The sequence below is a fragment of the Bradyrhizobium sp. CCBAU 45394 genome (assembly GCF_028128655.1).
Classification (GTDB): Bacteria; Pseudomonadota; Alphaproteobacteria; order Rhizobiales; family Xanthobacteraceae; genus Bradyrhizobium; species Bradyrhizobium diazoefficiens.
Genome location: NZ_LBIX01000012.1, coordinates 170,436 through 195,616, shown reverse-complemented (window position 1 = coordinate 195,616; position 25,181 = coordinate 170,436). Strand labels below are relative to the sequence as shown.

Annotated in this window: 25 protein-coding genes; 8 read left to right on the top strand and 17 right to left on the bottom strand. The window is 64.8% G+C overall.

Annotated elements, in window-relative coordinates:
• The first annotated feature begins 184 nt into the window (after window positions 1–184).
• Window positions 185–2,278 carry a methyl-accepting chemotaxis protein gene (locus WN73_RS08100; RefSeq protein WP_271552276.1) on the top strand — a complete coding sequence of 698 codons (2,094 nt, stop codon included), beginning with the start codon at window positions 185–187 and terminating at the stop codon, window positions 2,276–2,278.
• A gap of 364 nt (window positions 2,279–2,642) precedes the next feature.
• Here the strand turns inward: WN73_RS08100 and WN73_RS08095 are convergent, their stop codons facing one another.
• Both WN73_RS08095 and WN73_RS08090 read right to left on the bottom strand, forming a co-directional pair.
• Window positions 2,643–3,293, bottom strand: a complete 651-nt coding sequence (locus WN73_RS08095) for a DUF2865 domain-containing protein (RefSeq protein ID WP_271552275.1) — start codon at window positions 3,291–3,293, stop codon at window positions 2,643–2,645.
• A gap of 17 nt (window positions 3,294–3,310) precedes the next feature.
• Window positions 3,311–4,117 carry a L,D-transpeptidase gene (locus WN73_RS08090; protein ID WP_028173483.1) on the bottom strand — a complete coding sequence of 269 codons (807 nt, stop codon included), beginning with the start codon at window positions 4,115–4,117 and terminating at the stop codon, window positions 3,311–3,313.
• Window positions 4,118–4,324: 207 nt separating this feature from the next.
• On the opposite strand from WN73_RS08090, the gene WN73_RS08085 reads away from it, so the two are divergent.
• The 6 genes from WN73_RS08085 (at window position 4,325) to WN73_RS08060 (ending at window position 8,977) form a co-directional block, all read left to right on the top strand.
• Entirely contained in the window at window positions 4,325–5,437 is a 1,113-nt protein-coding gene (locus WN73_RS08085) for an AI-2E family transporter (RefSeq protein ID WP_028173484.1), read from the top strand.
• A gap of 77 nt (window positions 5,438–5,514) precedes the next feature.
• Window positions 5,515–5,886 carry a DUF883 family protein gene (locus WN73_RS08080; RefSeq protein ID WP_028173485.1) on the top strand — a complete coding sequence of 124 codons (372 nt, stop codon included), beginning with the start codon at window positions 5,515–5,517 and terminating at the stop codon, window positions 5,884–5,886.
• Window positions 5,887–5,961: 75 nt separating this feature from the next.
• Entirely contained in the window at window positions 5,962–6,417 is a 456-nt protein-coding gene (locus WN73_RS08075; RefSeq protein ID WP_028173486.1) for a hypothetical protein, read from the top strand.
• A 255-nt stretch (window positions 6,418–6,672) separates the two neighbouring features.
• Entirely contained in the window at window positions 6,673–7,815 is a 1,143-nt protein-coding gene (locus WN73_RS08070; RefSeq protein ID WP_028173487.1) for an OpgC domain-containing protein, read from the top strand.
• 84 nt (window positions 7,816–7,899) lie between these two features.
• Window positions 7,900–8,508 (top strand): TetR/AcrR family transcriptional regulator, encoded by a 609-nt coding sequence (locus WN73_RS08065; protein WP_039186837.1) that lies wholly within the window; start codon window positions 7,900–7,902, stop codon window positions 8,506–8,508.
• A gap of 109 nt (window positions 8,509–8,617) precedes the next feature.
• Window positions 8,618–8,977 carry a RidA family protein gene (locus tag WN73_RS08060; protein ID WP_049832489.1) on the top strand — a complete coding sequence of 120 codons (360 nt, stop codon included), beginning with the start codon at window positions 8,618–8,620 and terminating at the stop codon, window positions 8,975–8,977.
• A 12-nt stretch (window positions 8,978–8,989) separates the two neighbouring features.
• Here the strand turns inward: WN73_RS08060 and WN73_RS08055 are convergent, their stop codons facing one another.
• The 15 genes from WN73_RS08055 to urtA form a co-directional block, all read right to left on the bottom strand.
• Window positions 8,990–10,648, bottom strand: coding sequence for a CHASE domain-containing protein (locus tag WN73_RS08055; protein WP_028173490.1), 1,659 nt, complete (start codon window positions 10,646–10,648; stop codon window positions 8,990–8,992).
• Between the two features lie 298 nt (window positions 10,649–10,946).
• Complete coding sequence (ureG, locus tag WN73_RS08050; protein WP_028173491.1) at window positions 10,947–11,570, bottom strand: urease accessory protein UreG; 624 nt, start codon at window positions 11,568–11,570, stop codon at window positions 10,947–10,949.
• Between the two features lie 159 nt (window positions 11,571–11,729).
• On the bottom strand, window positions 11,730–12,458 hold the full coding sequence (locus tag WN73_RS08045; protein WP_074076579.1) for an urease accessory protein UreF: 729 nt from the start codon (window positions 12,456–12,458) through the stop codon (window positions 11,730–11,732).
• Window positions 12,439–13,107: an urease accessory protein UreE gene (locus tag WN73_RS08040; RefSeq protein WP_028173493.1), complete on the bottom strand. Its 669-nt coding sequence runs from the start codon at window positions 13,105–13,107 to the stop codon at window positions 12,439–12,441. Before WN73_RS08040 ends, WN73_RS08045 begins: the two co-directional genes overlap by 20 nt.
• Window positions 13,108–13,121: 14 nt before the next feature.
• Window positions 13,122–13,421, bottom strand: coding sequence for a putative quinol monooxygenase (locus tag WN73_RS08035; RefSeq protein ID WP_011084274.1), 300 nt, complete (start codon window positions 13,419–13,421; stop codon window positions 13,122–13,124).
• A gap of 121 nt (window positions 13,422–13,542) precedes the next feature.
• Window positions 13,543–15,258: an urease subunit alpha gene (gene ureC / locus WN73_RS08030; RefSeq protein ID WP_028173494.1), complete on the bottom strand. Its 1,716-nt coding sequence runs from the start codon at window positions 15,256–15,258 to the stop codon at window positions 13,543–13,545.
• Window positions 15,259–15,295: 37 nt separating this feature from the next.
• Entirely contained in the window at window positions 15,296–15,835 is a 540-nt protein-coding gene (locus WN73_RS08025) for an HD domain-containing protein (protein ID WP_028173495.1), read from the bottom strand.
• A 3-nt stretch (window positions 15,836–15,838) separates the two neighbouring features.
• Complete coding sequence (locus WN73_RS08020) at window positions 15,839–16,144, bottom strand: urease subunit beta (RefSeq protein WP_011084271.1); 306 nt, start codon at window positions 16,142–16,144, stop codon at window positions 15,839–15,841.
• A 112-nt stretch (window positions 16,145–16,256) separates the two neighbouring features.
• Entirely contained in the window at window positions 16,257–16,559 is a 303-nt protein-coding gene (locus WN73_RS08015; protein ID WP_007605424.1) for an urease subunit gamma, read from the bottom strand.
• 24 nt (window positions 16,560–16,583) lie between these two features.
• Window positions 16,584–17,414, bottom strand: coding sequence for an urease accessory protein UreD (locus WN73_RS08010; protein ID WP_028173496.1), 831 nt, complete (start codon window positions 17,412–17,414; stop codon window positions 16,584–16,586).
• Window positions 17,415–17,446: 32 nt separating this feature from the next.
• Window positions 17,447–18,142: an urea ABC transporter ATP-binding subunit UrtE gene (urtE, locus tag WN73_RS08005; RefSeq protein ID WP_011084269.1), complete on the bottom strand. Its 696-nt coding sequence runs from the start codon at window positions 18,140–18,142 to the stop codon at window positions 17,447–17,449.
• 3 nt (window positions 18,143–18,145) lie between these two features.
• Window positions 18,146–18,907: an urea ABC transporter ATP-binding protein UrtD gene (gene urtD, locus WN73_RS08000; protein WP_028173497.1), complete on the bottom strand. Its 762-nt coding sequence runs from the start codon at window positions 18,905–18,907 to the stop codon at window positions 18,146–18,148.
• 5 nt (window positions 18,908–18,912) lie between these two features.
• Window positions 18,913–20,082: an urea ABC transporter permease subunit UrtC gene (gene urtC / locus WN73_RS07995; protein ID WP_028173498.1), complete on the bottom strand. Its 1,170-nt coding sequence runs from the start codon at window positions 20,080–20,082 to the stop codon at window positions 18,913–18,915.
• Window positions 20,079–21,686, bottom strand: a complete 1,608-nt coding sequence (gene urtB / locus WN73_RS07990; RefSeq protein WP_271552269.1) for an urea ABC transporter permease subunit UrtB — start codon at window positions 21,684–21,686, stop codon at window positions 20,079–20,081. The genes urtC and urtB overlap by 4 nt, the downstream gene beginning before the upstream one ends.
• A gap of 86 nt (window positions 21,687–21,772) precedes the next feature.
• Window positions 21,773–23,101 carry an urea ABC transporter substrate-binding protein gene (gene urtA, locus WN73_RS07985; protein ID WP_028173500.1) on the bottom strand — a complete coding sequence of 443 codons (1,329 nt, stop codon included), beginning with the start codon at window positions 23,099–23,101 and terminating at the stop codon, window positions 21,773–21,775.
• Between the two features lie 479 nt (window positions 23,102–23,580).
• Here urtA and WN73_RS07980 point away from each other — a divergent pair, with 479 nt between their 5' ends.
• On the top strand, window positions 23,581–25,173 hold the full coding sequence (locus tag WN73_RS07980; protein ID WP_011084264.1) for a DEAD/DEAH box helicase: 1,593 nt from the start codon (window positions 23,581–23,583) through the stop codon (window positions 25,171–25,173).
• Window positions 25,174–25,181: the final 8 nt, after the last annotated feature.

Genomic DNA, 25,181 nt, shown 5'->3' with positions numbered 1-25,181 from the left:
CTCAATGCCCCAGTAATTTTACGGCAGCACCACTGTCTAAGTTTTTACCCTTTTCGGGCCAAATGCGCCTCGAGCGCCTGCCGCAAGGCAGGTGCTTCTGTCACGTGCAACCCTTTGGTCCTTCGAAGTTCGTGGAGGCTGCCGTTCGGGGCCACGAACTTCGAAACGCGTACCGGGGTGTCCGATGCTCAACCGCCTGACCGTATCCGCACTGCTGAAGGCGGTAATCCTGTCCACCGCATTCGTCGTCGTGATCGGCTTCTCGATCAGCGCATGGAGCTCATGGGGCCGGCTGCAAGCCGCCAACCGGATCGTCGCGGTCTCGGCCGCATCGGCAGAAGTGTTCAAGGCGATGGCGAACATCCGTGCCGACCGTTCGACCAGCAGCCGCCAGCTCACCTCGGACGTCCAGTTGGACCAGGACATCGAAAGATATATCCGCGGAATCCGCGACATCCTGATGCCGGCGCTGGCGCGCGCCACCGAGATTCTTCCCTCCATCGACTTGCCACAGGGCGAGACCATGGTGTCGGACCTCGGCCGGCTGAACAAGGTGTTGCTTGAGAAGCAGGCGGAATTCTGGACCGAAGTCGCCAAGCCCAAGGCTTCGCGCCGCGCAGCACTCGCCAAGGAATATACCGACGCCGAGGATGGACTGATGGCAATCCTCGAAAAGCTGGCGCCGGTGCTCGGCGCGAGCGTCAATCATCAGGACGCGGTCATCGACCAGCTCCTGATGATCAAGCAGATGGCCTGGCTCTTGCGCCTGAGTGCCGGCGAGTCCTCGCTGATCGTCGGCAACGCGCTCGGCACTGGCAAGATCACGCCCGAGCTTCAGCTCGCCTATACCAAATTCGTTGGCGGCACCGACACAGCCTGGAATGCGATCGAGCTCGCCACGGTCGGCATGCAATTGCCGCCGGCGCTCGCCGCGGCCATGGCGAACGCCAAGGCGGTTTATTTCGATCCGCAATACGCCACCACGCGCGACGGCATCATTGCCGCGGTCGCCAAGGGCGAGAAACCGTCGATGACGGCGAACCAGTGGAGCCCCTATTCGGTTGGCCGTATGGCGAGCGCGATCAAGCTCGCCGACGCCGCGCTCGAGGCGGCCAAGGACCATTCCGCGGCCCAGCGCGCGACCGCGGTGCAATCGCTGATCGTCAATACCGCCCTGCTCCTCGCCGCGATCGTCCTGACCGGCGCCGCGATGCTCGCGGTCAGCCGCCGCGTGATCACGCCGCTGCACCGGATTCGCGACGCCATGCTCAAGGTCGCCGGCGGTGACCTTGCCGTCGACAGCGGCTATCTCGACCGTCACGACGAGATCGGCTCGCTTGCGGGAGCGCTGGAGACTTTCAGGCAGCAGGCGATCGACAAGCTCAAGATCGAGGAGCAGGAGCGCGAGCGCAACGCCGGCGCCGCCGCGCGCCAGCGCGCGATGGAGAGCTATGTCGGCGAGTTCGAGGGCGTGGTGCGCAAGTCGCTGGGCGAGCTGAGCGAGGCCTCCGGCGAGATGCGCAAGACCGCGGGCGACCTTTCCGCGGTGTCGCGCCAGACCAATGAGCGCGTCGAGGTCGCCGGCAAGGCGTCCAACGACGCCTCCACCAGCGTGGACAGTGTCGCGGCGGCCGCCGAGGAGCTCTCAGCCTCGATCAACGACATCAGCCAGCAGGCGGCCCATGCCGCCGGCATCGCCAGCCGGGCCGTCAACCAGGCCCGCGAGACCGACGGCACCGTTCAGGGGCTGGCGCAGTCCGCAGGGCGGATCGGCGAGGTCGTCGGGCTGATCAACACCATCGCGGCGCAGACCAATTTGCTGGCGCTCAATGCCACGATCGAGGCCGCACGTGCCGGCGAGGCCGGCCGCGGCTTTGCCGTGGTCGCATCCGAGGTGAAGTCGCTGGCGAGCCAGACGGCGAAGGCGACCGAAGAAATCTCCGGGCAGATCGCCGACATCCAGAAGGTCGCGGGCGACGCCATCAACGCGATCCAGGCCATCGGCGGCATCATCGGCGAGGTCAACGAGGTCGCCACCGCCATCGCCGCCGCCGTTCAGGAGCAGGGTGCGGCGACGCAGGAGATCACTCGCAGCACGCAATATGCAGCGCAGGGCACCAAGAACGTCTCCGACAACATCACCGGCGTGAAGGCCGACGCCGACACCGCCGCCGGCGCCGCTGACAACGTCAAGCAGGCGTCGGAAACGCTGGAGACGCAGAGCCGCCAGCTCGGCCAGCAGGTCAGCGACTTCCTGGGCAAGATCCGCGCGGCGTAGGGCTGCGGGTTGGAGAGAAAGCCGTAGCCGCTCCTTCGGTGTCGTGCCGGCCTAGTCGCAATCGCGCACGGGGGGGCCGGGACCCAGCCACAAGGAGAAGTTAGGATGCGAGCTGGCAACTCCGAGTCTTCGCCAAACCACGCCCTGTGGCTATGGATCCCGGATCTACGCGCGCTTTGGGCGCGCTTGTCGGGGACGACAGCGGAGATTGGGGCACGGGCATTGCATCACGCGAGATGTCGTCCTGGCGAAAGCCAGGACCCATAATCACCGGCCACCGCAATGGGCAGGCTGGTGGTTATCTGCGTGCCGCCAAACTCGCATTCGGGGTAATGGGTCCTGGCTTTCGCCAGGACGACAGGGGCTACTCCTTCGCCACCACCGGCACCTGGCGGAATCTGGCGCGGACCGAGTCCGGCAGCGGGGAGAAGTTCATCGCGACTCCGCGGCGATCGCCAGCGTTGCGGCTGGCGACCACTAGGCCATCGGCGCCCGCGACGATGTCACCCTTGCGCAGGGTGGGGTCGTCCTCGACCTTGATCTGGGCGAGGCCGACCGGATCCTTGCCGTTGCAGGTGCAACCCGACACGATCTCGTTGCGATAACGGAACGCGTTCGGCAGATCGGAATAGGATTTTCCGCCCTCGGTCGTGGCGTCGTCGATGTTGCTGCCATAGACCAGCGATGTTTCCGAGGTCGGGCAGAAGCTCTTGCAGGACTGCGCCTTGCTCTCGGCATCGTTTCCTTGCGCCGGGAAGTAACGGCCATCGCAGCCGCGGACGCAATAGGCGGCGCCACCGCCATAGGACGCCCGCTGCCGCGGCGTGTCGTAGCGCGGCATGTCGTCATTGGGAAACGGCATCCGGATCTCCGGCGGCGGGCGCATCCGGAAGCCACCGAACAGCGCCGAGAAGAAATCCTCCGCATGCGCCGGCGTCAGCGCGAGGCCGAAAGATGCGGCGGCGAAGAACGCCGCGGCGCTACCGGCCAGTTTGCTGATCGAACGTCTCTTCATGTGATCTCACCCAACTCTCAGTTCACGGCCGACGTCGAGATGTTCAGGGCCTGCCGGCCCGAGGGCAGCGTCGTCGCCGCGGGGCGCTTGCGCCAAGAATCACTCCCCCTGTCGCCGCCCTTCGCCATCAGCGGCGCGTTCTTCGGCAGCACCACGACCCTGGCGCCGATATTGACGCGGCTGAACAGATCGGTGACGTCTTCGTTGGTCATGCGGATGCAGCCGGAAGAGACGAACTTGCCGATGGTGGTGGGATCGTTGGTGCCGTGGATGCGGTATTCGCTCGAGCCCAGATACATCGCGCGCGCGCCGAGCGGATTGCCGGGACCGCCGGCGACGAAGCGCGGCAGATAGGGCTGACGCGCGATCATCTCGGCCGGCGGATGCCAGTCCGGCCATTCCGCCTTGCGGCTGATGCTCTGGACGCCCGACCAGGTGAAGCCCTCGCGGCCGACGCCGACGCCGTAGCGGATCGCCCGGCCGTTGCCGAGCACGTAATAGAGGTACGTATTGCCGGTATCGATCACGATCGTGCCGGCCGGCTCGCTGCGGTCGAAGCTGACGACCTGCTTGCGCAGCCGATCGGGCAACTGGGCATCCTCGTCGGCCGTCTGCGCGGGCTCGCTGACATAGCCCTGCGAATAGCTTGGACCTTGTTGATACGCTTGCGGTTGCATCGGATACGCCCGCGGTTGCATCGGCGCATAGCCCAGCGTCTGCGCATTTGCGCTGCCGAAGGACACCGCGAGCAGAGCGGTTGCGAAGGCAAAAGCGGCGGCGGCGCGCGGCGAGAAGCTGCGACGGACTAAAGAGACCTTTGTCATGTGCTGCCCCATTGGGTGCGTGCATCTCAGGTGATGCGGCTTGCCAACAAACGCAGCCGGGCCGACTCAAGTTCCGCCGCCTTCTGCGGCGTCGACGTCACAGTCAAGCGAGCGCAACTTCACGAAGCCGCGATGGAACCGCAGCACCCCTCCGGCGTTTCCTGATGACCAATGGGCGCCCGGACACCTCCGTGCGGGAGAGAAATTGTGCGCGTCCTTCCCAGTGAACGTCTGATTTCCGGCAACGGCGAAGGCGCCCCACTCCCCGACAGCCATAGCGAGCTGCCGCCGGTCATTCGCCGCACCGAGTTCGTCGCCTACGCCCTCGCCGGCCTGCTCCTGATCGCCGTGATCGGGGTGCTGTATTTCGCCAAGGCGTTCTTCCTTCCGGTGGTGATGGCTGTTGTCGCCGGTACCATGCTCTCGCCGGCCGCAAGCTTTCTGGAACGGCGGGGCGTGCCGCGCGCGCTTGGCGCCGTGCTGATCGTGACCGCGGTGACGACGGTGGTCGCCTTCGTCGTCGCGCTGATTGCCGTGCCCGCAATGGAATGGAGCTCGCGCCTGCCGGAGCTGGGCGCGCAGTTGAAGGAGAAGCTGCACGTTTTCGACCGGCCGCTGGCGCTGTGGAAGGAGCTGCAAACCATGGTCGGCGGCTCAGAGGGGCTGCCAAGCCTGCCGCTGCCGAAGGCCGAATGGGTCCAGCCGACGCTGGAATTCCTCTCGCCCACCTTCGCCGAATTCCTGCTGTTCTTCGCCACCCTGATCCTGTTCATCGCGAGCTGGCGCGACCTGCGGCGGGCGCTGATCATGAATTTCGGCGACCGCGACGCGCGGCTGCGCACGCTGCGGATTCTCAACGAGATCGAGGTTCACCTCGGCAACTACCTGTTGACCGTCACCGTCATCAATATCGGCGTGGGCGTCGCGACCGGCATTATCTGCGCGATCACCGGCATGCCAAATCCGGCCGGGCTTGGCGCACTCGCGGCGGCGCTCAACTTCATCCCGATCATAGGACCGATCGCGATGTTCATCGTCCTGATCGTGGTGGGGCTCGTCGCCTTCCCGACGCTGGGCGGCGGACTGATGGCGGGGCTCGCCTTCGGCGGCATCACCTTCCTGGAGGGACACTTCGTCACGCCGACCATCATCGGTCGCAGGTTGTCGCTGAACGCACTCGCCGTCTTCATCGCGCTGGCCTTCTGGACCTGGCTGTGGGGACCAATGGGCGCGTTTCTGTCGTCGCCGCTCCTGATCGTGGGACTCATCCTTAAGGAGCATCTGTTGCCGGAGAATTCGCCGCAGCTCCCACAGGCGTGACGGGCTCCCACGAACGGAACTTCCGTCACGACGAAACGTTTTCCGCCCATCTCACCGCCAACAGTTCGGAGTTTGCGATGTCAATAGCCGACGGCGAAACCAGGATGAGAGACTGGATCGACAAAGCCACCGCAGAACGCCTCGAGAAGGATGTAGCAGCCGTGAAAAACGATATCGCCGCCCTCACCGACCAGATAACCGACGCGCTCAATACCTTCGCCAATTCGGCCGGAAAGCAGGCCCGGCGCGGCTACAAGCAAGCGCGCGAGAACATGGATTCGACACTCGACGACATGTCCGAGCGCAGCAGCGCGATGATGGGCGCGGCGCAGGATGCCTATGGCTCGATCGAGGAGACGCTGGAAGACGCCATCACCGCGCGGCCGCTCGCGACCGTCGGTATCGCGCTCGGCATCGGCTTCCTGATCGGCGCCGCCTGGCGCCGGTAAAGCGCGGGACGGACCCTGGGATCGCGGCGGCGCGGCCGCCGCCTCAGGCTTGTGGGGGGATTGAGGAGCAAGGGCATGTTTCAGCGCATTATCGACGGCATCAGCGCCTCGACCGGGACGACGGTCCGTCTGACATCGCTCGCCGCAGCCGCCGCATTCGCGCTCTTCATCACGACGTGCTTTCTTTGCGCGGCCGCGTTCATCTCGGTGCTGGATAAGTACGGCCCGGTGCAGGCCTGCCTCGCCGGCGCCGGCATCTTCTTCCTGCTGACGCTCACCGCCGCGGGCACCTATTGGGGCTACAAGCGCGAGGTGCAGAAGCGCGCCCAAATCGCGGCCGAGCGCGCCGCGAAGTCGGCGGCCGCGAGCATGCTGGCCGATCCCATGCTGCTCGCCACGGGACTCCAGATCGTTCGCGCCATCGGGGTCAGGCGACTGTTGCCGATCCTGGCGATCGCCGGCGTCGCACTCGGAATCATGGCGAGTAGGACCAGCGTCTCCGACGAGGCATCGGCTGAACCTGCCGAGTAACGGTCCGGGCGCGCGGACTGCGAATCTCACACCGCCAGAGGTCGCCGGCTTCGGAAGCGCGAGCTGCTGCGAAGCAGATCGTCTTTGCAAAAATTGCGTGCCAGGCGGGTCAAGGGCGGACACGCGAGCGCACCGGCGCGCCCTGCGTAATTTTTCGCCAGTCGGGACAAACCGGCCCTCCTCACGCAAACGCTACTCGGATAGGCAGGCGGTTGCCGGTAAAAGCATCACCTGATTCCCAAAGCTATTTTACTCATGAAACCGTCCGTCAAGGCGAACCTCGCCGCATTCCATCACGACGCCAGGCTGTATTTGACGCTCGGCATCGCCAACTGGTCGGTGTTCGTCGACCACATCCCGAACAACGTCGTCAACCTGCTGACGCTGCGCAATTTCGGCTTCAGCGGCGCCGCCGACCTGTTCGTGTTCGTGGTGGGCTATGGCGTCGCCATCATCCACGGCAGGATGGCGCTGGAGCGCGGCTACGTCGTCGCGGCGACACGCATCTTTCGCCGCGTCTGGCGGCTCTACGCCGCCTATGTCGTGCTGTTCGTGATCTATATCGACACCATCGCCTACGTCGCCTCGCAATCGATGGCGCCGGAGATCATCCACGAATACAACATCTCGGGCATTCTCGAGCACCCTCTGCGAATCCTGGTCCGCGGCCTGGTGCTCCAGGAAGAGCCGCTGAACCTCGACCTGCTGCAACTGATGATCCCGCTGATGGCGTTCTTTCCGCTGGTGCTGTGGGGGCTGCTGCGAGGACCGAACCTGACGCTGGCGGCATCGGTCGCGCTGTACGTCGCGGCGCGCTGGTTCGACTGGAATTTCCGGGTCTATCCGGACCAGGAGTGGACCTTCAATCCGCTGTGCTGGCAGATGCTGATGGTGCTGGGCGGCTGGTTCGCCGTGACTGGCGCACCCGGCCGTGCGCTCCACGGAATGTCCTGGTTGCGGATCCTCGCGGGCGCCTATCTCGTCTTCGCGATGGCCGTCACCCTGATGCGCCACTCGCCGGCACTGTCCGCCTATTTGCCGGACCTGCTGCTCAACAGCATCGCGCCGACCGACAAGGAAAACCTCGCGCCCTATCGCGTGGTCCACTTCCTCGCGCTCGCGTTCATCGCAACCCATCTCATTCCGGCCGATCATCCCGGCCTGAAATGGCGGCCGCTTCAGGCGGTGATCATATGCGGCGAGGAATGGCTCGCGGTGTTCTGCGTCGCGGTGTTCCTCTCCTTCGCCGGCCATCTCATCCTGATCACCGGGCCGAACCTGGTGGCGATGCAGGTCGCGGTGAGCATCGTTGGCTTCGCCGCGATGACCGCGGTCGCCTATTACATCACCTGGTCGAAGCGGCAGGACCTGCCTGCGGCCTTGCGGCAGCAGACCTGACAACATAATCGTGCGATTCTGCTAGGCCGAGACCTGTGGCTGCGCTATGCGGAGGGACTCTGCGTGAGGAGACCGGGCGTGGCGATGGCGAAAGGCGGGGGTGAAGAGGCTGACAGCGCGCCCCGGCGCGGCCGGCCGCGGTCGATCGAGACCACCAACGCCATCCTCGAAAGCGCCTATGCGCTGATGGCCGCGACCGGCCTTGCCGCCACCACCATCGACGCGGTCGCGCGCCACTCCAGCGTCTCCAAGATGACGATCTACAAATGGTGGCCGTCGCGCGAGGCGCTGCTGATCGACGCCTTTCTCCACCATGCCGCGCAGATGCTGCCGCTGCCCCCGGTGAGCTCCGGCACGCCCGCGGCACGCGCACGCCGCCATGCCGCGGCCTATGCCGAGGCGCTCCAGGGCGAGTTCGGCAAGGTGCAGCTCGCCGTCATCTCCGAATGCATCTCCAAGACCGGCTCGGCGGAGCTGTTCTACGCACGCTACCTGCAATTCCGCCGCGACGCGCTGGTGGAGATGATCGCCGCAGGCCAGAAGGACGGCAGCGTCCTGGCCGAGGGGGCGCCCGAGGACCTCTACGACGCGATCTATGGCGGCCTGTTCTATCGCTACGTCTTCGGCATCGCGCCGATCACGCCGGCTTACGCGCGCAATCTGGTCGACCTCGTGCTGCGGCCGAAGGGCTAGATCAGGCGCTGAAAATGCCCGCCGTCCGTCCCCGACTCAAGTTCTACGCCTTGGTGATTAGAACGCGCGGACATCTCACGTCTTTCCCCACAGGAGCATCAGTCTCATCATGATCAAACGCATCTTGCCATACGAAGGATTGCTCCACGAAGTGGTCGAGCATGGAGGCGTGCTTTACATCGGCGGAATCGTCGCCGAGGACACGAGCCTCGACATGTCAGGTCAGGCAAACGACGTGCTTGGCCAATTGTCGCGTCTGCTGAAGACTCTTGGATCCGACCTGGCCAACGTATTGCAGGTGACCGTCTTCGTTACGAATCTCGGCGAGAAGGCTGCGTTCAATGCGGCCTGGAAAGCGCACTTTGCCGAAGCCCATCTGCCGGCACGCGCCGTCGTCAGCGTGGCCGATCTCGGTTCAGGCGTCAAGCTCGAGATGACCGCAATCGCGGCTCGACCGACCTCGAGCTGAAGCGCGCGAGGTTTATCGCACAGGCCTCACCGGGGCCGAGAGCTTGTCCGTGCGGTCGCGCTCGCTCATGTCGACGACCGTCTCCATCGGAGCAATCAGCTCGTAGACATAGGAGACGTCGGTAAAGTAGCGCTTGGCGGTGCCGCCGAGCGCTTCGGGCGCGACGCGGTCGAGCAGGATCAGGCCGAAATCGGAATCGGGACGGCGCGTCGCCTCGCTGGTGTTGAACTCCTCCCAGCGGAAATGGAAGACCTCGTCGGTCCCCTCGCCCGTCACCGTCCAGTTGGCGGTGATGTGCGGATGCTTGCCGACCAGCGACAGGCCTTCGTCCGAATGCGAGGCGAGCTCGAAGAACAGAAGTGACAGGCTCTGCGCCGCACGCGCGCTCACCGCGATGTCGGGACCGGTGACGGCGATGCGGTCCGCATGCGGAATGGCGCGCGCCTCGAACAGGCCCTTCAACTTGACGCCCTGCCACTGGCTCTCGCTGAGCAGCGAGACCACGTTGGACATGGCGTGGATGCGGCCGATCAGCAGCTCGCGCGCGACGTCGATGTCCGCGCCGTGGCGCAGCGTGCGCGTCACGATCGACTGGATCACCGCCAGGATGTTCTTGACCCGGTGGTTGAGCTCGTCGATGACGGCGGTCAGGCGGCGCTCGAAGCCGATCCGCACCTGGATCTCCCGGCTGAGCCGCAGATTGTTGTAGGCGACATAGCCAAACAGGCCGCACACCATCGCGGTGATCGCAAAGCCGATCGCCGCCACGATGATCGCGGTCTGCTCGGCGCGTCGCGCCGAGTTGGTCTTTGCGTAATAGCCGAGCTGCCAGTCGCGGCCGCCGAAGCTCACGGTGCGCGTCGCCGATGGCGCCGGCCCGTCCGCCGCCGTCATGCGCGTGGAGACGATACCCTGGTCGTTGGCGACGAGCTCGCCGCCGTCCTTGCGCGGGTCCTTGAGCGCGACCGCGAACAACGACATGTCGTCGTTGGTCAGCATCAGTGATGCCAGCTCATAGGAGAATGTGATGAAGCCGACGGGCTCGGTCGCGCCTTCGGGAATGACGGGGGCCGCGACGATGACGCCGACCGGCCCGTTGTTGCGCAGGAGCGGCACCGGGTCGGAGGCGACCGACCTCTTCTCGATCCTGGCCCGGGCGAGCATCGCGCTGCGCACCGGGTCCCGGTCATAGCTGCGGCCGGGCAACCCCTTGGTCTCATCGCTGCGCGGCTCGAGATCCATCAGCACGTCGATCGGCTGGGTGAGGCTTGCGGGATCGATCGGCTTGTCGCCGTAGTCGCGGATCTGCGGCTTCGGGAAGCCGGCGGCCGCGATCGCGGCCTGCGCCGCAGCAAGCTCGTTCGGCTGGAGCCGGGCGACCCAGCCGGCCACCACGAAATCGGTCTTGAAGGCGTAGATCGCCGAGCGCAGCGGCTCCAGCATGTTGGGCTTGAGTACCGATGGCGCGCGGAACAGGCCTGAGGCGACACGCGCGAGCAGCTCGCGCTCGGTCAGCCGGTCCTGCACCAGGCTCGCATGGACGTCGATCGCACGTGCGAGCGCGATCCGGTCCAGCGCCAGCTCCTGGTCGTGGACGCGATAGGCCGCAAGCCCGGAAAGCATGGCTCCGAGCAGAGCGATGAAGCCGATGATGAAACCCAGCCGGACCACGCGACTACTCAGACGGAAGCAGGAGGTCGGCAATAAACACGGAGCATATGAACGCAGCTCGAACGGCCATGTGCCGAAACAGGATGAACCCCGATGGCGGAGATAATGAAGGAGGAGGCATCAGTACGCAACTTGGGTCGCCTGAGAAGCTTAATCCGCCCGGCCGGTCGTCCGGCCGGAATGAATTTGCCCCGGGTACCGGAGGTAATTAATCGCCGTGTCCGAAATTTGTTCCGCGGATACGGTCCTGCCTCAGGCGTTAACGGCGGAAAACGCCTGTGCCAAGTCGTCGCGTCCGTCAGCCGGCCCGTTTCAGGCCGCCTTTGGCCTCGATGAAGCCCACGATGCGGTCGAGCCCCTCGCTCTTCTTCAGGTTGGTCATGACAAAGGGGCGCGTGCCGCGCATGCGCCTGGCGTCCGTCTCCATCTTCTCCAGGGAGGCGCCGACATGGGGCGCAAGATCGATCTTGTTGATGACCAGGAGGTCGGAGCGGGTGATGCCGGGGCCGCCCTTGGACGGGATCTTGTCGCCCGCCGCCACGTCGATGACGTAGATGGTGAGGTCGGCAAGCTCCGGGGAAAAAGTGGCAGCGAGATTGTCGCCGCCGGATTCGATCAGCACGAGGTCGAGGCCGGGGAATTTCGCGCGCATGTCCGCGACCGCCGCGAGGTTCATCGAGGCATCTTCGCGGATCGCGGTATGCGGGCAGCCGCCGGTCTCGACACCGGCAATGCGATCCGGCGTCAGCGAGCCCGAGCGCACCAGGAATTCGGCATCCCATTTGGTGTAGATGTCGTTGGTGATCGCCGCGATGTCGTAGCGCTCGCGCATGGTCTTGCAGAGCAGATCCATCAGCGCGGTCTTGCCCGATCCGACCGGACCGCCGACGCCGACACGCAGGGGGCCGTGAGACGTAGCCATTGACTCTTTCCTATCGTCGTCCTGGCGAAAGCCAGGACCCATTACCACCGAAGTTCATTGTCGCGGCGGACTGAGGCCACATCCCTCCATGACCACAGGCATTCGTGGTAATGGGTCCTAGCTTTCGCGAGGACGACGGCAGAATGTGATGCAACGCGCTCACGACCGAAACAGCCGCGTATATTGCGTCTCGTGCCGCAGGCTGGCGAGATCGGCGCGGAATGTCGCGCTGCCGAGATCGTCCAGCGTCGCGCTCAGCGCACGGTTGGCGGTCGCGGCAACGGCAGCTTCCAGCCGCACCAGCACGCGCTGGCTGTCGGTCTGGCCGAGCGGAATGAGGCGGCTGGCCGCGGAAATCCAGTTCGAGACCACAGCGTGCAGGAAGGCGTGCAGCGTCGGCGCCAACGGCACGCCGTGCATCGCGGCGACCACACCGACCGCGACGGGATAGACCAATGGCGTGCGGCATGCCGCAACCATGGCGTCCAGCCCCTCCGCATCCCACGCGGCGCGGGCGATGTCGATGAAGGCGCGGCCCTGCGACGTCGTCTCAAGCTGCCGCTCGCGCGAGGGCACGAAGGCGCTCGCGAGCTCAGCGATGTCGCGCAAGGAGGTCTCCTCGCCCGCCTCAGTGGCGCGATAGGCCTGGACCAGGAACGTCGCATCGCAGAAGCCCGAACCGTCGCCGAGCATCGCATCGAGCCAGTCGGCGAGCGTCGCCGTGTCGGTGATATCGCCCGCCTCGACAGCCCATTCGATCCCGCTGGAATAGGAGAAGCCGCCGACGGGAAACGCCGGCGACAGCCAGGTCATCAGCCGGTACAGCGCCGCCGCCTCGCGCGCGGCGAGGTCACCGGCATTGACCGGCTCATTTGTGGTCATGAGCATGCTTGTGGCCGTGGTGGTGGTCGGGATGGTCGCAATGCTCGTCGTGATGATGATGATCGTGCCCATGGTCATGCGCGGCATGATCATGGTGGTCGTGGCCGTGATGATCATGGCCATGATGATCGTTTCCGTGGTGATCATGATGATCGTCGCCATGATCGTGGTGGTGATGGCCGTGATCATGATGCGCATGGTCATCGTGCCCATGCGCATGACCGGCGTCGGCATAGGCGCCACCTTCAGGATCGAATGGCGCCTCGATCTCGACGACACGCGCGCCGAGGCCCTTCACCATGGCCTCGATGACGTGGTCGCGGCGGATGCGCAGGGCCTTGGCCATGATCTGCGTCGGCAGATGACGGTTGCCGAGGTGCCAGCCGACCCGGATGAGGTGGTGCGGATCGCGGCCGCGGATCTCGAGCAGCGGCTCGGGCGCCGCAACCACTTCGACCAGCCGGCCGTCCTCCAGCACCAGCGCGTCGCCGCCGCGCAGTGCAACGACGTTCTCCAGGTCGAGCAGGAATTCGAGCCCCCGCGTCCCCGTCATCGCCATGCGGCGGCGGTGCCGATCGTCGAAATCGAGCACGACCGTGTCCGCTGGTGCTTCGGTGAAGCGGTGCTGTCCCCTAACCTGCGTCGCCCGGATCATTGGCTTCTACCCTGTTACCGTGTCTCGACCTTCTCGGGCGTAATGATTTCGACCTTCGGCGGCGCCATGAAGCATTTCACCGCAATGCGGCCGAACGTCTTCATGTGCTCCATGGCGCGATGCGGCACCAGCGCCTCGGCGCTCTCCCACTGCTCGACGAACACCATCTTGGTCGGATCGGTGACGCTTTCATGCATATCATAGGCGATATTGCCGGGCTCTTTCCGCGTCTCCTTGATGCAGGCGGTGGCGCCTGCAATGAATTCGGCGCGCGTCTCGGGCTTGATGGTCAAGGTGGCAACGACGTAAATCACGAGAAATCCTCCCGGCTTTTCTTCTGGGTTCAAGATACCGGGCGGGACATTAGACCAGGCGGGATCGAACGCAACACCGTAAAACCGTCCCCGGACAGGCTCCGGGGACCGGGGCGCTATTTCAGTACATGAAATATCGCTGCGCCATCGGCAGCACTTCGGCGGGCGCGCAGGTCAGGAGCTCGCCGTCGGCGCGGACCTCATAGGTCTCCGGATCGACCTCGATATCGGGCGTTGCGTCGTTGTGGATCATGCTCTTCTTGGAGATCCTGCCGCGGGTGTTCTGGACGGCATAGAGCTTCTTCTCGATACCGAGCTTGCGCGCCAGCCCACCGGTAATCGCGGCCTTGGAGGTGAACACCACGGAAGACGCCGTGCGCGCCTTGCCGAAGGCGCCGAACATCGGCTGGTAGTGCACCGGCTGCGGCGTCGGGATCGAGGCGTTGGGATCGCCCATGGGCGCGGCGACGATCGTGCCGCCCTTGACGATGCAGTCCGGCTTGACGCCGAAGAAGGCCGGCGACCACAGCACGAGATCGGCAAGCTTGCCCTTCTCCACCGATCCGATCAGCTTCGACACGCCATGCGCGATCGCGGGGTTGATCGTGTATTTGGCGATGTAGCGCTTGACGCGGAAATTGTCGTTGTCCTTGCCCTTGTCCTGCGGCAGCGATCCGCGCTGCTTCTTCATCTTGTCGGCGGTCTGCCAGGTCCGGATGATGACTTCGCCGAGGCGGCCCATGGCCTGGGAGTCCGAGGACATCATCGAGAGCGCGCCGAGATCGTGCAGGATGTCCTCGGCCGCGATGGTCTCCTTGCGGATACGGCTTTCGGCGAACGCAAGATCTTCCGCAATCGAGGGATCGAGGTGGTGGCACACCATCAGCATGTCGAGATGCTCGTCGATGGTGTTGCGGGTGAAGGGGCGCGTCGGATTGGTCGATGACGGCAGCACGTTCTTCAGCCCTGCGACCTTGATGATGTCGGGGGCGTGACCGCCGCCGGCACCCTCGGTGTGGAAGGCGTGGATGGTGCGGCCCTTGAACGCCTTGATCGTATCCTCGACGAAGCCGGATTCGTTCAGCGTGTCGGTGTGGATCATGACCTGGATGTCGTAATCGTCGGCCACCGAGAGGCAGTTGTCGATCGCGGCCGGCGTGGTGCCCCAATCCTCGTGCAGCTTCAGCGCGCAGGCGCCGCCCTTGATCATCTCGACCAGCGGCGCGGGACGCGAGGCATTGCCCTTGCCGGAAATGCCGAGATTGACCGGGAAGGCGTCGAACGACTGGATCATCCGCCCCATGTGCCACGGGCCCGGCGTGCAGGTCGTCGCAAAGGTGCCGTGCGAGGGACCGGTGCCGCCGCCCAGCATCGAGGTGACGCCGCTCATCAGCGCGTGCTCGATCTGCTGCGGGCAGATGAAATGGATGTGGCTGTCGAAACCGCCGGCGGTGAGGATCTTGCCTTCGCCCGCGATCACGTCGGTGCCGGGGCCGATGATGATGGTGACGCCCGGCTGGATGTCGGGGTTGCCGGCCTTGCCGATCGCGGAGATCATGCCGTCCTTGATCGCGACGTCGGCCTTCACGATGCCCCAGTGGTCCACGATCAGCGCATTGGTGATGACGGTGTCGGCCGCGCCCTGCTTGTTGGTCACCTGCGACTGCCCCATGCCGTCGCGGATCACCTTGCCGCCGCCGAACTTCACCTCCTCGCCATAGACGGTGAAATCCTTCTCGACCTCGATGATGAGATCGGTGTCGGCCAGCCGCACCTTGTCGCCAGTGGTCGGGCCGAACATGTCGGCATAGACGGAACGTTTGATCTTGACGGACATCACAGGCCCCGTTTGCGTTTGAATGTCTTGATGGTGCTCACAGCGAAGCTCTCGCCGTACGCACTGCGTCGTCGAATTTCTGATCGAGCCACGGATTGCCGCCGCGACAACCGGCGACCACCTGCTCGGCCCAGCCGGTATAGTCGACGAGATCGTCACGCTCTTCGGCGGTCGGATCGGAATGAATGCGTGCGCCGACATTGCTGATCTTGTCGGCGATCTTGATCAGTTTTGCGCCCGCAGATTTCTTCGGCGCATCGACCACCTGCCGCCGGCGCCGCTCGGCTTTCGGCAGGTTCATGTCATCGGTGCACTCGACGACGAGAGATGCGATACGTTCGGAGAATTTCTGCGCGAGCTCTTCACGCGTGGTCTCGGTGTCCTCGATCGTATCATGCAGCCAGCCGGCCGCGACCAGCTCCGCATCGGCGCCATCGGTCGCCCTCGCGAGCAGGTTCGCGACCTCGGCAAGGTGATTGACGTAAGGCTCGTTCCCCCGCCCCTTGCGCGCCATGCCGTTGTGCCGGCGCGCGGCCAGGTCAGCGGCTTCAGAGATGAGGCGGACGGCGGAAAGCATGCCTCACAGCTTCCCCATCACGTCGCCACGGAAGCCGTAGATGGTCTTCTTGCCGGCGAGCGCGACGAGCTGGACGTCGCGGGTCTGGCCGGGTTCGAAGCGGACGGCGGTGCCGGCGGCGATGTCGAGGCGCATGCCGCGGGCCTTCTTGCGCTCGAATTTCAAGGCCGGGTTGGTCTCGAAGAAATGGTAGTGCGAGCCGACCTGGATAGGGCGGTCGCCGGTGTTGGCGACCGTCAGCGTCACGGTCTTGCGGCCGGCATTGAGCTCGATCTCGCCGTCCTGAATGAAGAGTTCACCGGGGATCATCTCTGTCTTCCTCCGTCATTCCGGGGCTCGCGGAACGAGAACCCGGAATCTCGATCAACAATCTCTGGATTCCGGGTTCGCCCTGCGCGCGCCCCGGAATGACGAATTCAAATCACCTGATCGGCTCGTGCACGGTGACGAGCTTGGTGCCGTCCGGAAACGTCGCCTCGACCTGGATGTCGTGGATCATTTCGGGGATGCCCGGCATCACCTGGTCGCGGGTCAGCACCTGCGCGCCGGATTGCATCAGCTCGGCCACGGTACGGCCGTCGCGCGCACCTTCGAGGATGAAATCGGAGATGATCGCGATCGCCTCGGGATGGTTGAGCTTGACGCCGCGGTCCAGCCTGCGGCGCGCCACGATGGCGGCCATCGAGATCAGAAGCTTGTCCTTTTCGCGGGGAGACAGGTTCATGCGAAATCTCTTCCGTTCAACACGTCAATTCAACCACAGCCGCGGCAACGCCGCACCGGTGCGCGCCAGCACGGCCATCATGTCGGCGCGCAAGCGCGCCGCATCTTGGGCACAGAACCGCGCCATTGCAAAGCCATTCCAGGCCGATATCCCGACCTCGCCGGCGAAGGATTCCGAGGCCTCCCGAATGCGCTCGATGAGTGCCTCATCGCCGGGCACGATCAAGGCCGTGCCGATTGCCGCGCCCCCCTTGGCCACCGCGGACCTCGCGAGTTTCGCACCGATATCACCGCCCAGCCTGACGGTCTCAGCAAAGACGAGCCGACCGCCGCGAGAGAGCCGCCATCGGTCGACGAACTCGCCCTGCTCCATCCGCTCACCCATCGCAGTGCGTCCGAACACCACGATCTCGCAAAGCAGGAGCGAGGCCGCCTCATCGAGCGCGATGTCGAAGCGACGATGGACACGGGCACGATCAAACAGGATGGTCTCCTGCGGCAGCCAGGACAGATGCGCGCCTGCGCCGACCTTCAGGGCGATATTGAGCTCCGCCGCCGGGCCCTGAGCGCGATAGACCTTTTCGGCGGCCGCCGTGGTCAGCGTCAGCCGCGCGGCATCGGCCGCCGATATCTCGACATCGAAGCGATCACCGCCGGCAACGCCACCGGCCGTGTTGACGAACACGCCGGAGAGACCTTCATCCTCGGGCGAGGGAAAGCGCACGCGCAGCGAGCCGGATTCATGCAACACTCCGCGCCGTGTTACGCCGTCCCGCGCATGCACGTCGAACCTGACCGCGCCGCGGGCGCGATTGGCCTCGAATATGCTGGACGTGACTGATAGTTCGCTGCGCATCCGCCTCCCCAGCCGGTCGCGGCACAAATGGCTTACAGAGCCATCTGACGGCTGATCTCGCTCGCGTCGAGATTGGTGCGGTCGCAGGTGAACTTCACCGCGCCGCGATCCATCACGGCGAAACTGTCGCCGAGTTCGCAGGCAAAGTCGAGATATTGTTCGACCAGCACGATGGCGATGTTGCCGAGGTTGCGCAAGTAGGAGATGGCGCGGCCGATGTCCTTGATGATCGAGGGCTGGATGCCCTCGGTCGGCTCGTCGAGCAGCAGCAGCTTCGGCCGCATCACCAGCGCACGCCCGATCGCGAGCTGCTGCTGCTGGCCGCCGGAGAGATCGCCGCCGCGGCGGCCGAGCATGGATTGCAGCACCGGAAACAGCGAGAACACGTCGTCCGGGATGTGCCTGTCCTCGCGCTTGAGCGGACCGAAGCCGGTCTTGAGATTCTCCTCGACCGTGAGCAGCGGAAAGATCTCGCGGCCCTGCGGCACGAAGCCGATGCCCTTGCGCGCCCGCTCGTAAGGCTTGAGGCCCGTGATGTCGCTGCCGTCGAACACGATCGCGCCGGAGGAGATGGGATATTGCCCAACCATGGCCCGCAGCAGCGAGGTCTTGCCGACGCCGTTGCGCCCGAGCACGCAGGTCACCTTGCCGGGCTCGGCCGCAATCGAGACGCCGCGCAGCGCCTGCGCCGCGCCGTAGAACAGGTTGATGTCTTTGACTTCGAGCATCGGTCAGCGTCCCAGATAGACTTCGATGACCCGCTCGTTGGACGAGACCTGGTCGATGGTACCTTCCGCGAGCACCGAGCCTTCGTGCAGGCAGGTGACCTTGACCCCGAGTTCGCGCACGAACGTCATGTCGTGCTCGACCACCATGACGGTGTGGGTCTTGTTGATCTCCTTCAGCAGCTCGGCCGTGAGAAGCGTTTCGACGTCGGTCATGCCGGCGACGGGCTCGTCGACCAGCAGGAGCTTCGGATCCTGCGCCAGCAGCATGCCGATCTCCAGCCACTGCTTCTGGCCGTGGCTGAGGCTGCCGGCCAGCCGGTTGCGCGCCTCGGTGAGACGGATCGTCTCCAGCACCTTGTCGATGCGCTCGGACTCGGCCTTGCTGCCACGCCAGAACAGCGTGCCCTTGACGCTGTGATCGACATTGAGCGCCAGCAGCAGGTTGTCCTGCACGGTCTGGCTCTCGAACACGGTGGGCTTCTGGAATTTGCGGCCGATGCCGAGCTCGGCAATCCGGGTCTCATCCAGTCGCGTCAGGTCGGTGACGCCGTCGAACAGTACGGTGCCCTCGTCCGGCTTGGTCTTGCCGGTGATGATGTCCATCATCGTGGTCTTGCCGGCGCCGTTCGGGCCGATGATGGCGCGCATCTCGCCGGGCTCGAGCGTCAGCGACAGATTGTTGATGGCGTGAAAGCCGTCGAAGGAGACGTGCACGCCGTCGAGATAGAGCATTGCGGAGGTCGCGCGGGTGTCCATGACGTTCATTGCGCCTACTCCGCCATCTTGGGTTCGGTGACGCCGTCCTCGGCCGCGGCGCTCGCCGTTGTCGCGGCGGGGCGTTTCTCTTTCGACGCGTCCCACCAGGCGTTGAAGGTGCCGACGATGCCCTTGGGCAGCAGCAGCGTCACCAGGATGAACAGCGCGCCGAGCATGAACAGCCAGTACGGCGCCAGCATGCCAGAGGTGAAGAACGTCTTGGCATAGTTGACGACGACGGCGCCGAGCGCCGCGCCGACCAGCGTGCCGCGGCCGCCGACCGCGACCCAGATCACCGCCTCGATCGAATTGCCCGGCGCGAATTCGCTCGGATTGATGATGCCGACCTGCGGCACGTAGAGCGCGCCGGCAACGCCGGCCATGCAGGCCGACACCGTGAACACGAACAGCTTGTAGGATTCGACCCGGTAGCCGAGGAAGCGGGTGCGCGATTCCGCATCACGCACCGCGATCAGCACCTTGCCGAGCTTGGACGAGACGATGGCGCGGCAGACCAGGAAGCCCAGGATCAGCGCCAGGCAGCTCAGCGCGAACAGCGCGGCGCGAGTCCCTTCCGCCTGCACGTTGAAGCCCAAAATGTCCTTGAAGTCGGTCAGGCCGTTGTTGCCGCCGAAGCCGAAATCGTTGCGGAAGAAGGCGAGCAGCAGCGCATAGGTCATCGCCTGCGTGATGATCGACAGATACACGCCGGTGACGCGAGAGCGAAAGGCGAGCCAGCCGAAGCAGAAGGCGAGCAGGCCCGGCACGACCAGCACCATCAGCGCGGCGAACCAGAACATGTCGAAGCCGTACCAGTACCAGGGCAGCTTCGAATAGTTCAGGAACACCATGAAGTCTGGCAGGATAGGGTTGCCGTAGACGCCGCGGGTGCCGATCTGCCGCATCAGGTACATGCCCATCGCGTAGCCGCCGAGCGCGAAGAAAGCCCCGTGGCCGAGCGAGAGGATGCCGCAATAGCCCCAGATCAGGTCGATCGCGAGCGCCAGGACGGCGTAGCAGACATATTTGCCCCAGAGCGCGACCAGATAGGTCGGCACTTGCAGGAACGAGCCCGCGGGCAGCAGCAGGTTGGACAACGGGATCAGCACGCCCAGCGCGGCGACAACCAGCAGGAAGATCGTCGCGCTGCGGTCCAGCGATCGCGTCAGCATGTGAGGGGTCATGCTTCCACCGCACGGCCCTTGAGCGCGAACAGGCCGCGCGGCCGCTTTTGAATGAAAAGGATGATGAGAACCAGGATGGCGATCTTGCCGAGCACGGCGCCGGCGACCGGCTCCAGGAACTTGTTGGCGATGCCGAGCGTGAAGGCGCCGACCAGCGTGCCCCAGAGATTGCCGACCCCGCCGAACACCACGACCATGAAGCTGTCGATGATGTAGCTCTGGCCGAGATTGGGGCTGACATTGTCGATCTGCGACAGCGCCACGCCGGCGATGCCGGCAATGCCCGAACCGAGGCCGAAGGTGAGCGCGTCGACGCGCGAGGTGGCGATGCCCATCGAGGCCGCCATGCGCCGGTTCTGCGTCACCGCGCGCATCTCCAGGCCCAGCGCGGTGTAGCGCAGCATCGCGAGCAGGATCGCGAACACGGCGAGCGTGAAGCAGAGGATCCAGAGCCGGTTATAGGTAATGGTGATCTGGCCGAGCTCGAAGGCGCCGCTCATCCAGGAGGGGTTGCCGACCTCGCGGTTGGTCGGGCCGAACATGGTGCGGACCGCCTGCTGGAGCACCAGCGACAGGCCCCAGGTCGCCAGCAGCGTCTCCAGCGGACGGCCGTAGAGGAAGCGAATGATGCTGCGCTCGATCAACACGCCGATCGCGCCGGCGACGAGAAAGGCCAGCGGCACGGCGATCAGCAAGGAATAGTCGAACAGGCCGGGATAGCGGGTGCGGATCACCTCCTGCACCACGAAGGTGGTGTAGGCCCCTAACATCACCATTTCGCCATGGGCCATGTTGATGACGCCCATCACGCCGAAGGTGATGGCGAGCCCGATCGCCGCGAGCAGCAGCACTGAGCCGAGCGAGAGGCCGTACCAGGCATTCTGCACCGTGGACCAGACCGCGAGCGAAGACTGGATCGAGCCGATCGCACTCGCGGCGGCCTTGGACACCGAGGCCGGCTGGTCGCCCATGCCGGTGAGCAGCGCCATCGCCTCCTGGTCGCCGCGCGCCCTGAGGGTGGCGACGGCCTCGAGCTTCTCGACCTCGGTGGCGTCCGGCTTGAACAGCAGGATCGCCGCGCGGGCTTCGCCGAGCGTAGCCTTGACTGATTTGTTGGTTTCCTTGGCGAGCGCGGCATCGACGGCGTCGAGCGCGGTCTCCTCATGCGACTTGAAGACGGATTGCGCGGCCTGGAGGCGCGTTCCGACGTCCGGCGACTGAAGCGTCAGGCTGCCGACCGCGGCATCGACGCTGCGGCGAAGACGGTTGTTGAGGCGGACCGCGCTCGCACTGTCGGGAACGCTGGCCACCGCCTGGCCGGTCGCGGCATCGATCGACTTGCCGTCGGTGCCGGTGACGTAAACCTTCTTGCTGTCGGGATCGGCCATGAGGCGGCCGTCCTGGAGCGCGCTGATGATGGGGAAGGCCAGCGGATTGCCGCTGCTCGCGACCACGCCGATCGCCTCTTCCGTGTCGGAATAATCATCGTTGGCGAATTTGGCGACCGCATCCTCGAACGGACCGGCGAAGGCCGGCAGTGCGAACGCGATCAGGAACAACGAGAGCAGGAGCGAACAGAGGCGGGCGGACAAATTAGCTGGCACTGTGAATGACCCCGGCAGAAATGAGTGGAGAAGGCGGCGGGATCGCCGCCCTCTCCGGTCGCGTGCAAGATACGGTCAGGCCCGGATCAGGAGCCCGAACCCAGGCACTTGTTGGTCTTGGTGTTGAAGTTGCCGCACTTCTTGCCGACCCAATCGCCGATCAGGTCCTTGGAGCCGTCGAGCTCCTTCGACCAGGCATCGCCCGCGACAAGACCCGGGGTCTTCCAGACCACGTCGAACTGGCCGTTGCCCTTGATCTCGCCGATGAACACCGGCTTGGTGATGTGGTGGTTCGGCAGCATCTTCGACACGCCGCCGGTCAGGTTCGGCGCCTCGATGCCGGGAAGCGCGTCGATCACCTTGTCCGGATCGGTCGACTTCACCTTCTCGACCGCCTTCACCCACATGTTGAAGCCGATCACGTGCGCTTCCATCGGGTCGTTGGTCACACGCTTCGGGTTCTTGGTGTAGGCCTGCCAGTCCTTGATGAACTTCTCGTTCGATCCGTCCTTGGTCTTGATCGACTCGAAGTAGTTCCAGGCGGCGAGATGGCCGACCAGCGGCTTGGTGTCGATGCCGGCGAGCTCTTCCTCACCCACCGAGAACGCGACCACCGGGATGTCCTTCGCCTTGATACCCTGGTTGCCGAGCTCCTTGTAGAAGGGAACGTTGGCGTCGCCGTTGATGGTCGAGACCACCGCGGTCTTCTTGCCGGCCGAGCCGAACTTCTTGATGTCGGCCACGATCGTCTGCCAGTCGGAGTGACCGAACGGCGTGTAGTTGATCATGATGTCTTCCTGGGCGACACCCTTCGACTTCAGATAGGCTTCCAGGATCTTGTTGGTGGTGCGCGGATAGACGTAGTCGGTGCCCGCGAGCACCCAGCGCTTTACCTTCTCGTCCTTCATCAAATAGTCGACGGCGGGGATCGCCTGCTGGTTCGGCGCAGCCCCCGTGTAGAACACGTTGCGCTCGCTCTCCTCGCCCTCGTACTGCACGGGGTAGAACAGGATGTTGTTCAGCTCCTTGAAGACCGGGAGCACCGACTTGCGCGACACCGAGGTCCAGCAGCCGAACACGACCGAGACCTTGTCCTTGGTGATCAGCTCGCGCGCCTTTTCGGCGAACAGCGGCCAGTTCGAAGCGGGGTCGACGACGACGGCTTCGAGCTTCTTGCCGAGCACGCCGCCCTTCTTGTTCTGCTCGTCGATCAGGAAGAGGATGGTGTCCTTCAGCGTGGTTTCGCTGATGGCCATGGTGCCGGAGAGAGAGTGAAGCACACCGACCTTGATGGTGTCGTCCGCGGCCTTCGCGCCGGAAATGGAGGCCAGACCGAGCATCAGTCCGGCGGTCGCGGCGAGCACGCCGCGGCGGCTAAATGACGCCGCTATATCGTGAGTGGATTTGGTGCGCATTTGTGTATCATCTCCCTGACGCAGACGTGAAAACGCTGCGAAACGGCCCCACGGCCGCCTGCGATTAACGGAATCGCAAGAACCATGCCATGGGCTAGACACGCACCAAGGCATTGATTTTGCTTTATAATCTAGCAAAAATCGAAGTTTCGCCGAGAGCTAATTGCTCAAGATTTGTGCAAAGAAATTGTATTCTAATGCGGCAGACAGTTCATTTATTGAGCAAAATGACGCCTCTGTCTAAATTTCCGGCATAACTATTTCTGCACTGCAATCGCCGTTTAGGGCCAGCCTGCCTTGAAAGCGCCCGCTCAATGTTCCATATGACGGTCGAGACCTCTTGCGAATCAAGGGGTCGTTGCGAGCCGCGTGTTCTTAAGCCCTCTACGGGCCTCTGGCTTGCCCCATATCTCCCAAGCCATCCGACACCCCAAACACGCAGGTGTCTTCTCGACACCCGTTTGCGCGCGCCGCGCTGAATGCGCCGGGCGCCCGCTTTTGACATGGAAAGAACCCATCTTTTGACTTCGTTTCAGGACTTCGGCCTCGCCGAACCGATCGCTCGCGCTCTCTCCGAAGAGAATTACGTCACCCCCACCCCCATCCAGGCCCAGACCATCCCCACGGCGTTGACCGGCCGCGACGTCGTCGGCATCGCCCAGACGGGCACCGGCAAGACCGCGTCCTTCGCGCTGCCGATCCTGCATCGCCTGCTCGAGCACCGCATCAAGCCGCAGCCGAAGACGACCCGCGTCCTGGTTCTGTCGCCCACCCGCGAGCTGTCCGGCCAGATCCTCGACAGCTTCAACGCCTATGGCCGCCACATCCGCCTGTCCTCGACGCTCGCCATCGGCGGCGTGCCGATGGGCCGCCAGGTCCGCTCGCTGATGCAGGGCGTCGAAGTGCTGGTCGCCACCCCCGGCCGCCTGCTCGACCTCGTGCAGAGCAACGGGCTGAAGCTTGGCAGCGTCGAATTCCTCGTGCTCGACGAAGCCGATCGCATGCTCGACATGGGCTTCATCAACGACATCCGGAAGATCGTCGCCAAGCTGCCTATCAAGCGGCAGACGCTGTTCTTCTCGGCCACCATGCCCAAGGACATCGCCGAGCTCGCCGACTCCATGCTGCGTGATCCGGCCCGTGTCGCGGTGACCCCGGTCTCCTCGACCGCCGAGCGCATCAACCAGCGTATCCTCCAAGTCGACTTCTCGGCCAAGCCCGCCTTCCTGACCAAGCTCCTGAAGGACGAGCCGATCAACCGCGCGCTGGTCTTCACCCGCACCAAGCACGGCGCCGACAAGGTCGTGAAGACGCTCGAGAAGGCCGGCATCGCCGCCAGCGCCATCCACGGCAACAAGTCGCAGAACCATCGCGAGCGCACGCTCGCCCAGTTCCGCTCCGGCGACATCCGCACGCTGGTCGCCACCGACATCGCCGCCCGTGGCATCGATGTCGACGGCATCACCCACGTCATCAATTTCGACCTGCCCAACGTGCCCGAGACTTACGTCCACCGCATCGGCCGCACCGCGCGCGCCGGCGCCGAAGGCACCGCGATCTCGCTGGTCGCAGGCGGCGAGGAGCTCAGCTATCTCCGCGACATCGAGCGGCTGATCAAGGTGGCGCTGCCGCGCGAAGACCTCCGCACCGATGCCGGCCGCCGCGATGCGGGTCCGCCCCCGTCGCAGCAACGACAGGGCCGGCCGGGCCGCCCGGGCCAGCGTCCGCAAGGCGCAAGGCATGGTGAGCGCCACGGTGACGGACGGCGTACCGACGAAAGGCACGGCGACGGACGCCACCACAGCGCCGGCAAGCAGGGTGATGGACGGCCCGGTGAAGGCCGGCATGGCGACGCGCGCCACGTCGACGGAAGGCCCGGCAGCGGCCCGAAGGCCTCAAAGGGGTCTCGTCGCCGCCGCTCCGGCGGCAAGATGCACTCTTCGCAAACCGACCGCCCTGAACAGCGTTCCGCGCATAGCGCTGGGACGCCTGATGGGATACAAGGCGTTGCCTTTTTGCGCCGGGACAGTCGGCCGATGGGCCAACCAACTCGCAAACCCTATTCGCACTAGCCGTCCAC